The organism is Ferrovibrio sp. GW821-FHT12B10 (assembly GCF_058807515.1).
In genome coordinates, this window is the sequence record NZ_JBXAQT010000001.1 from 2,275,085 (window position 1) to 2,289,773 (window position 14,689).

Consider the following 14,689-nt stretch of genomic DNA (forward strand, 5'->3'; position numbering starts at 1 on the left):
TCGCAGACCGCTTTCACGAAGGTTCTTTCGATGCTGAATACACCGCGTGCCCGCCGGGGCATGGTCACCGCGCCGCATCACCTGGCCGCCGAAGCCGGGTTGTCCGTTTTGCGCGAAGGCGGCAATGCCATCGAGGCGACGGTGGCGATGGCTGCCTGCCTGACGGTGGTCTATCCGCATATGACCGGCATCGGCGGCGACGGCTTCTGGCTGGTGGCTGCGCCGGGCAAGGATCCGGTGGCGATCGAGGCCTGCGGGCGCGCGGCGGCGAAGGCAACGCCTGATCTTTACAAGAGCAAGGGCCTGAGCAGCATTCCCTGGCGCGGGCCGCTGGCGGCCAACACGGTCGCCGCCACCGTCAGCGGCTGGGGCGAGGCGCTCAAGCTCAGCAGCGAATACGGCGGTAAGCTGCCGCTGTCGCGTCTGGTCGCCGATGCGGTCTGGCATGCCGAGAACGGCTTCGCGGTGACGCAGAGCCAGGAAGACCTGACCCGTATCAAGCAGCCCGAGTTGCAGGACCAGCCGGGCTTTGCAGCGCGCTTCCTGCCCAACGGCAAGCCGCCGGCCGAGCGCAGCGTGATGAAGCTGCCGGCACTCGGCGCCACGATTAAAAAGATCGGCACGCAGGGTGTGGAGGATTTCTATCGCGGTGCGCTGGCGCAACAGATCGCCGCCGATCTGGCGAAGATCGGCAGCCCGGTCTCTGGCGACGATCTGGCAAGGCATCAGGCTCGCCGCCTTGCACCGCTCAGCGTCGACCTGAAGGCGGCCAAACTCTTCAACTTCCCGCCGCCGACGCAAGGGTTTTCATCGCTGATGATCCTCGCCCTGTTCGAGCGTCTGGGCGTGACCGAGGCTGAAGGCTTCGCTTACCTGCACGGGCTGGTGGAAGCGACCAAGCAGGCCTTCATCATTCGCGACCGCATCCTGGGCGATCCCGACAGCATGCCGGAACAGCCGGAGAAATATCTCGAAGCCGCTCAGCTTGATACATTGGCGGCGAAGATCGATCCCAAGACCGCGCTGCCCTGGCCGCAGCCGGCCTCGAGTGGCGACACCACCTGGATGGGCGCGATCGACGGCAATGGCCTGTCGGTCAGCTTCATTCAGTCGATTTATTTTGAGTTCGGGTCCGGATGTGTGCTCGATGAAACCGGCATCAACTGGCAGAACCGCGGTTCCAGTTTCCTGCTGAACGATGCCGGCCCGCGTGCGCTGGCGCCGGGCCGCATGCCCTTCCACACGCTCAATCCCGCCATGGCGCGCTTCAGCGATGGCCGCACCATGGTCTATGGCACGATGGGCGGTGAGGGCCAGCCGCAGACCCAGGCCGCCATCTACAGCCGCTACGCGATGTACGGGCAGGGGCTTCAGCAGGCGATCACCGCGCCGCGCTGGCTGCTGGGCAAGACCTGGGGCGAGAACAGCGTGACGCTGAAACTGGAAAGCCGCTTCGATCCGGCGCTGGTCGCGGCACTGAAATCCGCCGGTCATAATGTGGAACTGCTGGAAGACTTCACCGGCACCATGGGTCATGCCGGCGCCATCGTTCGGCATGCGGATGGTGTGCTGGAAGGCGCCACCGATCCACGCAGCGATGGCGCGGCTGCCGGTTTCTGACGGCGGTTTTTAGGGCCACTGCCTAAAAATCCGCCGCGTATGGGGCGGGAAGCGCAACTCCGGGCCTGTTCCAGCGTTTTACACTGGACAGGCGAGCGGCATACCGATTGCATCGTCTGGCATAAAACCGCCCGGGGAAAGCCAGTCATGAGTGCTGCGGTATGAGTATCCAGGTCGCGCTTCACCACCGCACAACCTATCGTTACGACAAACCGATCAGTCTCGGGCCACAGGTGATCCGCCTGCGCCCGGCGCCGCATTGCCGTACGCCGATCCTGTCCTATTCGCTCAAGGTCTCGCCCAAGGACCATTTCATCAACTGGCAGCAGGACCCGCAGGGCAACTATCTCGCCCGGCTGGTCTTCCCCGAGCGCACCGATCATTTCGAGGTGACGGTCGATCTGGTTGCCGACATGGCGGTGATCAATCCTTTCGATTTCTTCCTTGAGCCGCAGGCCGAGCATTATCCCTTCGACTACGATCCGGACCTGAAGGAAGACCTGGCGCCGTTCCAGCGCGTCGATCCGCCCGGCCGTCACCTGAGCGCCTGGCTCGCCGAAGTGCCGCGCGAAAAAAAGCGCACCATCGATTTCCTCGTCGGCCTCAACCAGCGGCTTTCCAACGAGATCAAGTATCTCATCCGGCTCGAGCCCGGCGTGCAGACCGCTGAGCAGACGCTGGAGCTGAAAAGCGGGTCCTGCCGCGATACCTCCTGGCTGCTGGTGCAGGCCCTGCGGCATCTGGGTTTCGCCGCGCGCTTCGTCTCGGGCTACCTCATCCAGCTCGTCGCCGATGTGAAGGCGCTCGACGGCCCGGAAGGGCCGACGGCCGATTTCACCGATCTGCATGCCTGGGTCGAGGTCTATCTGCCCGGCGCGGGCTGGATCGGCTTCGATCCGACCTCGGGCCTCATGGCGGGCGAGGGGCATATCCCGCTGGCCGCCACGCCTGAGCCGCAATCAGCCGCCGCCATCAGCGGCGCGATCGAGAAGGCCGAGGTCGAGTTCGGCTACGACATGAAGGTGATGCGCTTCCACGAGACGCCGCGCGTCACCAAGCCGATTTCCGACGATGCCTGGGAGCGGATGCTGGCCCTGGGCGATGCCGTCGATGCGCGGCTCGATGCCGGCAATGTGCGTCTGACCATGGGCGGCGAGCCGACTTTCGTCGCCATCGACGATATGGAAGGCGCGGAGTGGAATATCGCGGCGCTTGGCCCGACCAAGCGCGAATATGCCGGCAAGCTGCTGCGCCGTCTGGCCGACCGCTTTGCTGCGTCGCCGCTGCTGCATTACGGCCAGGGCAAATGGTATCCGGGCGAGCAGCTGCCGCGCTGGGCGCTGAGCTGTCACTGGCGCAAGGATGGCGAGCCGGTCTGGCGCGACAAGTCGCTGCTGGCGGCGGATGAAGACGCAGGTGATGGCGCGACCAATCATGACGCCGATATCTTCGCCGCCACGCTGGCCGACAAGCTGATGATTGATCCCGGCTATCGCATCGCCGGCTTCGAGGATGTCTGGTATTACTTGTGGCGCGAACGCCGCCTGCCGGTGAATGTCGATCCCTTCAAATCGCATCTGAAGGACGAGCAGGAGCGCGCTCGCCTCAGCCGCATCTTCGAACAGGGGCTGGACAAGGTGGTCGGCTATGCGCTGCCGCTGACGCGCGAGTGGAGTGGCGCCGGCCGGCGCTGGCGCTCGGGTCCGTGGTTCCTGCGCCCGCAGACCATGTATCTGCTGCCCGGCGATTCACCGATGGGCCTGCGCCTGCCGCTGGAGAGTCTGCCCTGGGTCGCCGCGAAGGATGCCGCTGGCCACCACCTGCCCGACACCATGATCGAGCGCCCGCCGCTGCCGACGCGCCAGCCGGTCTATCCGGCAGCACCCGCAACGGCCGAAGCGGCGCCGACCGTTCTGCAGCGTTGGCGCTCGTGGTTCGTCGGTCGCGGCGCTGCAGGCAGCGATGCCGGCCCGGCGATCACCTCCGACATTCCGCCGAATGCGCCGCCGGTGCGGCCGCCGAACCAGAAATCCGATCCCAGTGTGGTGCGCACGGCCATGTGCATCGAGCCGCGCGGCGGCCTGCTGCATATCTTCATGCCGCCCTTCGATCTGGCCGAGGACTATCTCGATCTGCTGACGGCGGTGGAGGACACGGCGGCGCAGTTGAAACGCAAGGTGGTGATCGAAGGCTATCCGCCGCCGCGCGATCCCAGGCTGATGCATTTCAGCGTCACGCCTGATCCCGGCGTCATCGAGGTCAATATTCATCCCTCCAGCAACTGGCGCGAGCTGGCCGAGAAAACGACCGTGCTTTACGAAGAGGCGCGGCAGACCCGGCTTGGCACCGAGAAGTTCATGCTGGATGGCCGCCATATCGGCACCGGCGGCGGCAACCACGTGGTGATGGGCGCGGCCCAGCCCTATGACAGCGCCTTCCTGCGCCGGCCCGACCTGCTGCGCAGCATGGTGGGCTACTGGCAGAACCATCCCTCGCTGTCCTATCTCTTCTCCGGCCAATTTATAGGTCCGACCTCACAGCATCCGCGCGTCGACGAAGGCCGCGACGATGCGCTGGTCAACCTGCAGATCGCCTTTGATCAGGTCGCGCAGCATGGCAATGTGCCGCCACCCTGGCTGGTGGATCGCATCTTCCGCAACGTGCTGGTCGATATCACCGGCAACACGCATCGCACCGAACTCTGCATCGACAAGCTCTATTCGCCTGATGGTCCCACTGGCCGCCTCGGCCTGGTCGAGCTGCGCGCCTTTGAGATGCCGCCCGATGTCCGCATGAGCCTGGCGCAGCAACTGTTGCTGCGCGGGCTGCTCGCCGCCTTCTGGGAGCGGCCGTATCTGCGCAAGCCGGTGCGCTGGGGTACGCGTCTGCATGACGAATTCCTGCTGCCTCATTTCTGCCTGCAGGATTTCGGCGATGTACTGGATGACCTGAAAGCTGCCGGCCTCGACTTCGATCCCGCCTGGTTCGCCGCCCATGCCGAATTCCGCTTCCCGCAGATCGGCGAGATTGCGGCGCGCGGTCTGGAAGTAGAGTTGCGCCATGCGCTCGAGCCCTGGCATGTGCTGGGCGAGGAGGCGACGGCGGGTGGCACGGCGCGCTATGTCGACAGTTCGCTCGAACGCCTGCAGATCAAGGTGAAAGGCCTGGTCGACGGCCGCCATGTGGTCGCCTGCAACGGCCGCGCCGTGCCGCTGCGCGCCACCGGCGTGCCGGGCGAATATGTTGCCGGCATCCGCTACAAGGCCTGGGCGCCGCCCAGCGCCATGCATCCTTCCATTGGCGTCCATACCCCGCTGGTCTTCGACCTGTTCGACAGCTGGAACGGCCGCTCGCTGGGCGGGTGCACCTACCATGTCGCGCATCCCGGCGGGCGCAGTTACGACACCTTCCCGGTTAACGCCAACGAGGCCGAGGCGCGTCGCCGTGCCCGGTTTTTCAGCATGGGCCATACGCCGGGCCAGATGCCCGCCCCGCAGGCACAGCCCTCGCGCGAACAGCCGCTTACCCTCGACCTGCGAACGGGGTAATATTCGGCGCCCGATTCGACCGCATCGAATGCCGACACGCTGATGAATTCGCCTCTGCAGGCCCCGTTACGTGATCCGGCTGCGCCGGACAAGGAACCTGCGCCCGCGCCGCTGCCCGGCGGTCTGACCAATGCCTATGACGAGATGGTCACCGGCCAGGGCATCATCCGCCCGCACTGGCAGCCGCTGCTCGCCACCTTGAGCGAACTCGGTCCGGCCGGCCTGGCCGAACGCGCCGAGCGCGGGCGCCAGTATCTGGAAGACGAGGGCGTCACCTACAATCTCTATGAACTGCCCGACAGCACAGGTGGTGCGATTGCGCCGCCGCTGCCCGAGCAGCGGCCTTGGCGTCTCGATCCGGTGCCGGTGTTGCTCTCGGCCGAGGAATGGTCCGGCATCGAGGCCGGCCTGATCCAGCGCGCCCATCTGCTGGATAACCTGCTGCGCGATCTTTACGGGCCGATGACCCTGCTGCGCGAGCATCGCATTCCGCCGGCGCTGGTCTATGGCCATCGCGATTTCCTGCGCGCCGCCCGCCGCACCGATGGCGAACCGCAGGGGCGCATGCTGCAGCATTACGCCGCCGAACTGGTGCGCGGGCCTGACGGCATCTGGCGTGTGATCGCCGACCGCACGCAAGCGCCTGCAGGCGCGGGCTACGCCTTACAGAATCGTCGCGTGATGTCGCGCCTGCTCGGCGGCGCGCTGCGCCAGTGCCGCGTCCGTGCCCTCAACACCTATTTCGAATATTGGCAGGCCGATCTGGCGGCGCGCTCGCCCTCGCAGGCCGACAATCCGCGCGTCGTGCTGCTGACGCCGGGTCCGTATAACGAGGCCTATTTCGAGCATATCTATATCGCGCGCGAACTGGGCGCGACGCTGGTCGAAGGCGCCGACCTCACCATGCGCGACGGCCGCATCTACATGAAGACGCTGGCCGGCCTCGAGCAGGTCGATGTGATCCTGCGCCGGCTCGATGGCGAATGGTGCGATCCGCTGGAACTGCGCGCCGATTCCACGCTGGGCGTCGTCGGCCTGCTGCAGTCCTCGCGCGATGGCCAGATTTCGGTGAGCAATGCTATCGGCAGCGGCCTTGGCGGCTCGCCGGCGCTGCAGGCCTTTCTGCCCAGTCTCGCCGATCACCTGCAGAAATCCTCGCTGGCGCTGCCTTCGGTGGCCACCTGGTGGTGTGGGCAGTCCTATGCGCTGAAGGAAGTCGAGGCGCGTTTCGACAACCTGGTGATCCGCAGCGCCTATGGTCTGCAGGATCAGCCGATCGCCGTCAGTGCGCTGACCGATGCCGAGAAGACGAGCCTGCTGGCGCAGGTACGCGCGCGCCCGGCTGACTATGTCGCGCAGGAACGCATCGTGCCGTCGGTCTCGCCGGGCCTGGGCGAAAGCGGGCTCGAGCCGCAGCCGATCCTGCTGCGCGTGCAGGTGGTCGCCGATGGCGACAGCTATGTCGTGATGCCAGGCGGTTTGGCGCGCGTGCCGGAAAAGAACGATCCTTTTGGCGCCACGCTACAGCGCGGCGGCGTCAACAAGGATGTCTGGGTGGTGGCACAGGATCAGTCGCCCACCATCATCCGCGGCAGCGCCACGCGGCAGCGGCTCACCCTGCGGCGCTCGTCAGGGACGCTGCAGAGCCGCGTCGCCGACGATCTCTTCTGGCTTGGGCGCAGCGTCGAGCGCCTAGATGACGGCGCGCGCCTGCTGCGTGCCGTCCTGTCGCGGCTGGTCGGTGAATTCGCCTCGGCCCGCGACCTGGTGGAAATGACGGTGCTGGCCCGCGCGCTCGCGCGTTGCGGCCTGATCGACCAGCGCGCCGCCGCGGCCCCGCCCGACAGCGCGTTGTTCATGGGTGCGATCACGCGCGCCTGCACATCCGGCCAGCTCATGGGCCAGACCCTCGATGGCATCGAGCGCTTGGCCGCCGTGTCGCGCCATCGCTTCTCGGCCGACATGTGGCGCATGTTCAACCATCTGCTGGGCGAGTTGCGGCAAAGCCGTTCGACAGCCACCGGCGATGCCGATGCGATGCTGCAGTTCTGCGACCAGATGATCCGCGCCACCGCCGCCATCGCCGGCATGCTGTCGGAACACATGACGCGCGGCTCCGGTTGGCGCTTCCTCGATTTTGGCCGCCGGCTGGAACGCGCCATCTTTATCACCCGCAGCGTCTCGGCCGCCACGACAGTGCTGGGCCAGAGCAGCGACAGCGCCTTCCGCATCGCGCTGGAGGTCAGCGATTCCACGCTGACCTACCGTCGCCGTTACCGCGCCGCCCTGCAGGCCGCCGCCGTCTTCGATCTGCTGCTGCTCGATGTCAGCAATCCACATGCGCTGGCCTTCCAGCTGCATGCCATGACGCAGCATCTGGATGCGCTGCCCAACCCCGATGCGCCGCCGCGCGGCGCCGACTGCATGGCGCTGGCGCGTCCGTTCGCCGATCTGGTGGTGCTGTTCGACCGTGACGAGATTCCGCGCGAGGATATGATGCAGCTCGCTGCCCGCCTGCGCGGGAGCCTGGATGCGGCCTGCGATGCGCTGATGGATGTATCGGATCAGCTCTCGCGTACCTATTTCAGCCATGTGCAGGTGGCGCGCAGCTTCGGGTTCGGCTCCTGATGAAATACCGCCTGCGTCATACCACCTCCTACAGCTATTCCTGGGCTGTCGATATCTCGCATCACATGCTGCATCTGGCGCTGCCCGATCTGCCGCGCCAGCGCGTGAAAAGCTGCAATGTCACCACCACGCCGAACGCCGACCAGCTGCGTGAGCAGCTTGATCATTTCGGTAATCGCGTCGCCCATCTCACCATTGCTGAATCCCATACCCGCTTCGATGTCGAATTGCGGGCTGAGGTCGAGGTCGATCCGGTGCGCGCGCCAGATCCGCAGGCGACGCCGGCCTGGGAAAGCGTGCGCGACGCGCTGGCTGGCGATGGTTTTCCCGATCCGGTGCCGGAAAGCGAATTCGTGCATGACTCGCCGCTGGCCCAGCCCAGCGATGCCGCCATCATCTATGCTATGGCCAGCTTCACGGCGGGCCGGCCGATCCTGGCCGCCGCCGCCGATCTCACCGCACGCATCTTCAAGGATTTCCGCTACGATCCCGCCGCCACGGATGTCTTCACGGCGGTGGCCGTGGTGATGCAGAAGCGCGCCGGCGTCTGCCAGGATTTCGCCCATCTGCAGATCGCCATGCTGCGCGGCCTGGGTTTGGCCGTGCGTTATGTCTCGGGCTATATCCGGACGCTGAAGGCCGGAGATGCGCCAGGCTCGGGTCTACGCGGCGCCGATGCCAGCCATGCCTGGATCAGCGTCTGGTGTGGGCCGGAGCATGGTTGGATCGATCTCGATCCGACCAACAACCTGATCTGCTCCGACGAGCATGTGACGGCGGCCATCGGCCGCGACTATGGCGATATCAGTCCGGTGCGGGGTGTGGTGCTCGGCGGCGGCCCGCATCGCATCGGTGTGGCCGTCGAGCTTGTGCCGCTCGCCTAGGCCGGTTCCTGCAATAAGCTCACATGGGCGCTGACCACGCGCCAGCCCTCGGGCGTGCGGATCCAGGTCTGGCTCTGTCGCCCGGTCTTGGTGGAGTTCGCGCGTTTGAACTCGGTATTCGCGGTGGCGAAGTCGCGGCCATAGGTGGTGATGCGGGTGTTGAAGATGTCGCGCAGCAGGCCGGCCGACGGTCGGCCGGCGCGGAAGGCCTTGATCTCGTCGTAGCTGTGCAGGTTCTCGGTCACGCCGTAGCGCAGGGTCAGCGGGCTGTTCAGGAACAGCTCGTCCAGCACATCCACGTCATTGCCGGTCAGCGCCTTTTCGTAGCGCATGAAGGCGGCCGTCACTTCGGCCACCACGTCGGGAAGATTGATGTCCATGATATCCTCTACACAGCAACCGATGCGGCGACGCCGCTCTGTTCCAGCCGGCGCGCCACGCGCAGCGCCAACTCTTCCTTCCATGGCGGGGCGATGATCTGCACGCCGATCGGCAGTTTACCCTTGCGGTCAGCAAAAGGCGCCGCCACCACCGGCAGGCCGATGGCCGAGATTGGCTGCGTGAACAATCCAAGATTGGCGCGTACCGGCATCTCCACGCCGTTCAGCGTCATCATCACCTGACCCAGCTTGGGCGCCACGCGCGGCGTCGCCGGCGCCAGGATGATGTCGACATCCTTGAATACCTCTAGTACGCGGGTCTGGTAATAGCGGCGGAAACGATGTGCCTGCACCAGCCAATCGCTGGGCAGCATCAGGCCAGCGAAGAAGCGGTCGCGCACGGCGGGGTCGAAATCCGCGGCGCGTGTCTTCAGCCGTTCGCGATGCAGATTGGCGCCTTCGGTGGCGGTGATCACATAGGCCGCCGCGCGGCCGCGCGCGGCTTCGGGGATGGTGACGCGCTGGTCGGCCTTCAGTTCCTTGGCGAACGCCGCCACTGCGTCATGGGCATCCGCCTCGCCTTGGTCGGCGAAATAGCCGTCAGCCACGGCAATGCGCAGCCCGTCGATGCCGCTATCCAGTCTTGCGGCGGTGGCTTCAACCGGCTTCTGCGCGCACCAGGCATCCTGCGCATCCGGCCCCTGCATGGCGTCGTAGCTGAGCGACAGATCGGCGACCGCGCGGCCCATCGGTCCCAGGTGGTCGAGATCGGCCACGAAGGGGAAGCTGCCATGGCGGCTCAGCCGTCCGAAGGTTGGCTTCAGGCCGAACAGGCCGCAGAGTGAAGACGGCACGCGGATCGACCCGTTGGTGTCCGAACCGAGCGCCAGCGGCACCATGCCGGCGGCCACCGCCGTACCCGAACCGCCCGAGGAACCGCCGGCCATGCAGGTCGGATCATGCGGATTGCGCGAGGCGCCGTAATGCACATTCTCGCCGGTGAAGTCATAAGCGTATTCGCCCATGTTCAGTGCGCCGACCAGAATGGCGCCGGCGGCTTCCATGCGCCGAACCAGCAGGGCATCGGCTTTTGCTGGCGCGTGGTCGCGGTTGATCTTCGATCCGGCCAATGTCGAAAGCCCGGCCACATCGAACAGGTTCTTCACGGCAAAGGGCACGCCGGCCAGCGGCCCCAGCGGTTCTCCGTTGTCGCGCGCCTGGTCGATGGCGGCGGCCCGGGCGCGGGCGCGCTCCGAGGTCACGGCGGTGAAGGCGTTCAGTTCCGGATTGGTCGCCTCGATGCGGGCCAGCGACACACGCAGGCTTTCGGTAGCCGATATTTTACCACCCTGTACGGCCGCGGCGATCTCATGGGCCTTGCTCTGCCAATCGATGGTCATGGATTTACGCCTTGAAGACGGGAGCGGGCTCGGTCTCGTCGGGCAGCGGCTGACCGAGGAAGGCCTGCGCGATCTGCCGCGACCGCTTGAGGTTGTCGATCACCCCGGGCTTCCAGGCCTCGTCCAGCGTGATGCCCATTGCCTTGGCGGCGGCGGCCATATAGGCGTCGGCATCGAATGTGTCGTCACTCATGCAGCATCCTCGATCTGGGCGGCGCAGTATTGGCCGCCGGACAATGACAGGCAACCGCAGGGGCCTGAATCACAGGGGTGGCCACGCCGCGTCTGGCTGCTGCCGACACAGCAATTCCCGGACCACTACGGCCTGGCAGCAGCCCGGCTTGAATCGTCATTCTCCGGCTACGGCCCATTCGGAAGTTGCCTTGCCGCTGGGCAATGGCTGTCCCATGCCGCCCGCCTCTTGGGCATTAACCCTGCCGGACCGACCCCAAACCGCCCCGAAACCCTGCAATGACGCTGGCATGGAATCTGCTTTGTAGGGATCAGCATCCGGTGCCGAGGCGCATCGGGCTGCGAGAGTAACCCCGGCTCCTGATCTGTGATCGGACCGGGTGGCGAGACGGACACTTAACGCCGGCTGCGGTCTTCGCAAGCCGGCGTTTTTTTGCCTGCCACATGCCGGCTCCCCGTCCTGCCCACATGGATTACGCATTGTTCCCCTCCGGAGCCGGCCATTTTGTCGGTATTGTCCGCATGGCGTCTGTCCTGGGGCGGGGCTAGGCTGACCGCCTCGCCATGAAGGGAAGAAACACAATGAAACTCTACTATTCGCCAACCTCGCCCTATGTCCGCAAGGTCACCGTGCTTGCGCTGGAAACCGGGCTGGACGCGAAGATCGAGCGCCACGCGCTCAGCACCACGCCGGTCAACCAGCATGCCGATGTCGTGCAGGCCAATCCGGTCGCCAAGGTGCCGACGCTGGTCACGGATGACGGCCTACATCTCTTCGACAGCCGCGTGATCTGTGAATATCTCGACGGCCTGCATGACAAGCCGAAGTTCTTCCCCGCCAGCGGCAAGGCGCGCTGGGTTGCCCTGCGCGAGCAGGCCCTGGGTGACGGCCTGCTCGATGCTGCCCTGCTGGTGCGTTACGAGGGCTTCCTGCGCCCGGAAGACAAGCGCTGGTCCGACTGGTCGGAAAACCAGATGAAGAAGGTGCATGGCGCGCTGACCGAGGTCGAGAAGCTGGCTGCCGGCTTCGGTGATCGTATCGATATCGGCACCGTCACCATCGCCTGCGCGCTGGGCTATATGGATTTCCGCTATGGCCATATCGAATGGCGCAAGCAGTATCCCAAATCCGCCGCCTTCGCCGACCGCATGTTCGCGCGGCCGTCGTTCAAGGCCACCATACCGGCATAGCGATGAGCGAGGCGGCGCCCTGGCTGAAGGACCGCCGCCTCGCGCATCTGCTGACCCTATGGCGCAGCCTGCGGCCCGCGCCCGGCCGCCTGCCATCGCGCCTCAGCATCGATCCGCTGCGCCTGGGCGCCGACCTTCTGCCGCATGTCGGCCTGGTCGAGGCTGTCGACGGCGGCCGGCGCTTCCGCTTCCGTCTGGTCGGCAGCCGCATCATCGAACAGTCCGGCCATGATCTGGTCGGGCATTACATCGACGAACTCAATCCCAACCACGACTACGCTGATTATCTGGCTGGCCTGTATCGGCTGGCGATGGCCGAGCGGCAGCCGGTCTATTCCGAAACCGCCTATCGCGCCCCGACGGGCCGATCCGGCCTGACGCGGCGGCTGCTCTGTCCGCTGGCGGAGGACGGCGTCACCGTCGACATGTTCATCGCCACGCAGACATTCGCGGCCGACGAGGGCAGTGGCGATGCGCCCACCTATACCTATGCCGCCAGCTTCGAGCCGGGCGTCACCCTCGTCGTGCCGGATTAAAGATTCAGGCCGCCGCCAGAATCCGGCGCCGGTCCTCCACCACCCGGTCGGCCAGCTTGCCGGCCAATTCCTGCAGATGATCGAAATGCGCGGCGAAACCGCCGACGCCCAGCGTCATCGAGCGCAGCTCGATGGCCAGGTCATGCATCTCGGCTTCCGGCAGGTAGCAGTCGATGGCGTCCCAGCCGGGCCAGTCCTCGCGCGCGCGGATGCCCAGGATCTGGCCGCGCCGCGACGACACGATGGCATGCACCTTGGCCGTATATTCGGTCGGCACCGTGAAGGTGACGGCCTGGATCGGCTCCAGCAGCACCGGCGCGCATTTCGCCAGGCCTTCGCTCATCGCCAGCCCGCCACAGGTGCGGAAGGCCTGATCGGAGGAATCGACCGTGTGATACTGGCCGTCCACCAGCGTCACGGCGACATCGACGACGGGGAAGCCCAATGGTCCGCGCTGCAGCGAATCCTGGATGCCCTCGTCCACGGCGGGGATGTAGTTCTTCGGGATGGCGCCGCCGACCACCCGGTTGGTGAAGTGATACCCCCCACCGCGCGGTTGCGGCATGATCTCCACCTTGATGTCGGCGAACTGGCCATGGCCGCCCGATTGCCGCTTGAAGCGCGCATGCTGCTGCGCGCCATGGCGGATCGTCTCCTTGTAGTTGGTGGGAGGTGCACTGCTGCGCACTGCGACATTGAAGCGGTGCTGCAGCTTGTCGATGCCGAGCTTGAGATGGATTTCGCCCTGGCCCTTCAGCAGCAGCAGACCCGCACTCTGCTCGATGGTCAGGCTGGGGTCCTCTTCATGCAGCTTGGTCAGGGCGGCGGTCAGCTTCACGTCATCCTTGCGGTCGGCGGGATGCAGCGCGCGGGCATGCACGGGCTCCGCTGGGGCCGGCCAGTCGGCCGCGGTGCGGCCTTCACCTTCGCCGTTCAGATGCTGGCCGGTATTGATGTCGTCCAGCTTGCCCAGCGCCACCACATCGCCGGCCCCGGCCTGCGGCAGCTTGTCGGCCTTGGCCCCCATCATGCGATAGAGCCCGCCCAGACGCTTGCCGCCCAGCGCGCCATTCTCGGCGATCTGGCCCGACCAGATGCGGCCAAAGCTCAGCTTGCCGGTATGCGACTGGTGCTGCGTCTTGAACACGGTGGCACAGAAAGCCTCGTCTTCAGGCGTAAGGCCCAGCCGTGCGGCGGCCTCCTGGTGATGCGGGGCTTCATGCCGCAGCGCTTTCCACAGACGCAGCACGCCGTTGCCGCGTTCGGCCGAGCCGAAGAAGACCGGCACGATCAGGTCGCCGGCAATGTCCTTGGCGAGTTGCGCATAGATGTCCTGCGGCGCCGGCGTGCGGTCCTCCAGCAGCTGCTCCAGCAGCGCGTCATCGAAATCGGCGATGGTCTCCAGCAGCATCTGGCGCGCTTCGTTTTCGCGCGGCCGCACGCTGTCCGGCATCTCGATCAGGTCGGAGGAGGCGTTGTCGCGATAGCGGTAGGCGCGTTCCGACACCAGATCGACATAGCCGGTGATGGTGTCGCGCTCGCGGATCGGCACCTCGCGCAGCACCAGCGGTCGGGTCGAGACCTGCTGCAGGGCCGAGAGCAGGTCGGCCATGCGGATGCTGGTCTTGTCCAGCTTGTTGATGAACAGCACATGCGGGATGCGGCGTTCGTCGAGGAAGCGCAGCAGCGGCGCCAGGGTCACGGCGCGCGCCGGATCGGGCTCGGCCACCACGATGGCGATATCGGCCACCATCAGCGCGCTTAAGGATTCCTGCGCCAGCTCAACCGAACCGGGGCAGTCGATGAAAATCCAGGGATCGTCGAGGAAGCGGCCATGGGCCAGGTTGGGCTCCACGGTCATCTGGCGGCTGCGTGCTTCCGCGCTGGCATCGCCGATGCTGGTACCGTTGGCGACGCTGCCCTTGCGCGGGATCGCACCGGCGATGAACAGCATCGATTCCATCAGCGTGGTCTTGCCCGATGTGTAGGGCCCGACAATGGCGGCGACCCTGGGCGCGCTAGCACCCGCTGTGCTTACACTGGGTGCGCCTACACTAGGCGAGCCTACACTGGGCGAGGTTTGAGAAATGTTGGGCATGATCGGTCTCCCTCTGTTGCAGCCCCTGCGTGATGCAGCGGCGGGCAAGCCTGGCGGCGGATAAGACCGGTTCTGCTGCCGGTCTTAAGAGAACGGAACAGCGTTTAACCCTGGGTTCAGGATTCCACAGGGCGCGCGTCGCGGATAGAAGATTTTTCAAAAATCTTCAGGGGACAGCCGTGGATGTTCGTGTGCATGCATCCGTTCGCATG

Annotated in this window: 10 protein-coding genes; 6 read left to right on the plus strand and 4 right to left on the minus strand. The window is 65.8% G+C overall.

From position 1 onward, the window contains the following. Nucleotides 1–30 precede the first annotated feature (30 nt). The 4 genes from AC1RRT_RS11540 (at nucleotide 31) to AC1RRT_RS11555 (ending at nucleotide 8,680) form a co-directional block, all read left to right on the plus strand. Entirely contained in the window at nucleotides 31–1,620 is a 1,590-nt protein-coding gene (locus AC1RRT_RS11540) for a gamma-glutamyltransferase family protein (protein WP_493013943.1), read from the plus strand. A 161-nt stretch (nucleotides 1,621–1,781) separates the two neighbouring features. Next, nucleotides 1,782–5,168: a transglutaminase family protein gene (locus AC1RRT_RS11545; protein WP_493013944.1), complete on the plus strand. Its 3,387-nt coding sequence runs from the start codon at nucleotides 1,782–1,784 to the stop codon at nucleotides 5,166–5,168. 42 nt (nucleotides 5,169–5,210) lie between these two features. Then, nucleotides 5,211–7,796, plus strand: coding sequence for a circularly permuted type 2 ATP-grasp protein (locus tag AC1RRT_RS11550; RefSeq protein ID WP_493013945.1), 2,586 nt, complete (start codon nucleotides 5,211–5,213; stop codon nucleotides 7,794–7,796). Next, the gene (locus AC1RRT_RS11555; protein WP_493013946.1) at nucleotides 7,796–8,680 is read left to right on the plus strand and encodes a transglutaminase family protein; all 885 of its coding nucleotides are present in this window, start codon (nucleotides 7,796–7,798) and stop codon (nucleotides 8,678–8,680) included. The genes AC1RRT_RS11550 and AC1RRT_RS11555 overlap by 1 nt, the downstream gene beginning before the upstream one ends. Here AC1RRT_RS11555 and hpxZ read toward each other — a convergent pair. Genes hpxZ through AC1RRT_RS11570 form a run of 3 tightly spaced genes read right to left on the minus strand, consistent with a single transcriptional unit; the run spans nucleotide 8,677 to nucleotide 10,653 of the window. After that, complete coding sequence (gene hpxZ, locus AC1RRT_RS11560; RefSeq protein WP_493013947.1) at nucleotides 8,677–9,060, minus strand: oxalurate catabolism protein HpxZ; 384 nt, start codon at nucleotides 9,058–9,060, stop codon at nucleotides 8,677–8,679. The genes AC1RRT_RS11555 and hpxZ overlap by 4 nt on opposite strands. An 8-nt stretch (nucleotides 9,061–9,068) precedes the next feature. Further along, complete coding sequence (locus tag AC1RRT_RS11565) at nucleotides 9,069–10,460, minus strand: AtzE family amidohydrolase (protein WP_493013948.1); 1,392 nt, start codon at nucleotides 10,458–10,460, stop codon at nucleotides 9,069–9,071. A gap of 4 nt (nucleotides 10,461–10,464) precedes the next feature. Beyond that, nucleotides 10,465–10,653 carry a DUF4089 domain-containing protein gene (locus AC1RRT_RS11570; RefSeq protein WP_493013949.1) on the minus strand — a complete coding sequence of 63 codons (189 nt, stop codon included), beginning with the start codon at nucleotides 10,651–10,653 and terminating at the stop codon, nucleotides 10,465–10,467. A 581-nt stretch (nucleotides 10,654–11,234) separates the two neighbouring features. Between AC1RRT_RS11570 and AC1RRT_RS11575 the strand changes: the two genes are divergently transcribed. Both AC1RRT_RS11575 and AC1RRT_RS11580 read left to right on the plus strand, forming a co-directional pair. After that, complete coding sequence (locus AC1RRT_RS11575; RefSeq protein WP_493013950.1) at nucleotides 11,235–11,843, plus strand: glutathione S-transferase; 609 nt, start codon at nucleotides 11,235–11,237, stop codon at nucleotides 11,841–11,843. A 2-nt stretch (nucleotides 11,844–11,845) separates the two neighbouring features. Further along, nucleotides 11,846–12,379 (plus strand): PAS domain-containing protein, encoded by a 534-nt coding sequence (locus tag AC1RRT_RS11580; RefSeq protein WP_493013951.1) that lies wholly within the window; start codon nucleotides 11,846–11,848, stop codon nucleotides 12,377–12,379. A gap of 4 nt (nucleotides 12,380–12,383) precedes the next feature. Here the strand turns inward: AC1RRT_RS11580 and AC1RRT_RS11585 are convergent, their stop codons facing one another. Then, nucleotides 12,384–14,477: an elongation factor G gene (locus AC1RRT_RS11585; RefSeq protein WP_493013952.1), complete on the minus strand. Its 2,094-nt coding sequence runs from the start codon at nucleotides 14,475–14,477 to the stop codon at nucleotides 12,384–12,386. Between the last annotated feature and the right edge of the window lie 212 nt (nucleotides 14,478–14,689).

Excerpts from the sequence above, each read along its gene's own strand:
- AC1RRT_RS11580 (WP_493013951.1), top strand. The coding sequence starts at position 11,846 with ATGAGCGAGGCGGCGCCCTGGCTGAAGGACCGCCGCCTCGCGCATCTG.
- AC1RRT_RS11545 (WP_493013944.1), top strand. The coding sequence starts at position 1,782 with ATGAGTATCCAGGTCGCGCTTCACCACCGCACAACCTATCGTTACGAC.
- AC1RRT_RS11555 (WP_493013946.1), top strand. The coding sequence starts at position 7,796 with ATGAAATACCGCCTGCGTCATACCACCTCCTACAGCTATTCCTGGGCT.
- AC1RRT_RS11570 (WP_493013949.1), bottom strand. The coding sequence starts at position 10,653 with ATGAGTGACGACACATTCGATGCCGACGCCTATATGGCCGCCGCCGCC.
- AC1RRT_RS11585 (WP_493013952.1), bottom strand. The coding sequence starts at position 14,477 with ATGCCCAACATTTCTCAAACCTCGCCCAGTGTAGGCTCGCCTAGTGTA.
- AC1RRT_RS11565 (WP_493013948.1), bottom strand. The coding sequence starts at position 10,460 with ATGACCATCGATTGGCAGAGCAAGGCCCATGAGATCGCCGCGGCCGTA.
- AC1RRT_RS11550 (WP_493013945.1), top strand. The coding sequence starts at position 5,211 with ATGAATTCGCCTCTGCAGGCCCCGTTACGTGATCCGGCTGCGCCGGAC.
- hpxZ (WP_493013947.1), bottom strand. The coding sequence starts at position 9,060 with ATGGACATCAATCTTCCCGACGTGGTGGCCGAAGTGACGGCCGCCTTC.
- AC1RRT_RS11575 (WP_493013950.1), top strand. The coding sequence starts at position 11,235 with ATGAAACTCTACTATTCGCCAACCTCGCCCTATGTCCGCAAGGTCACC.
- AC1RRT_RS11540 (WP_493013943.1), top strand. The coding sequence starts at position 31 with ATGCTGAATACACCGCGTGCCCGCCGGGGCATGGTCACCGCGCCGCAT.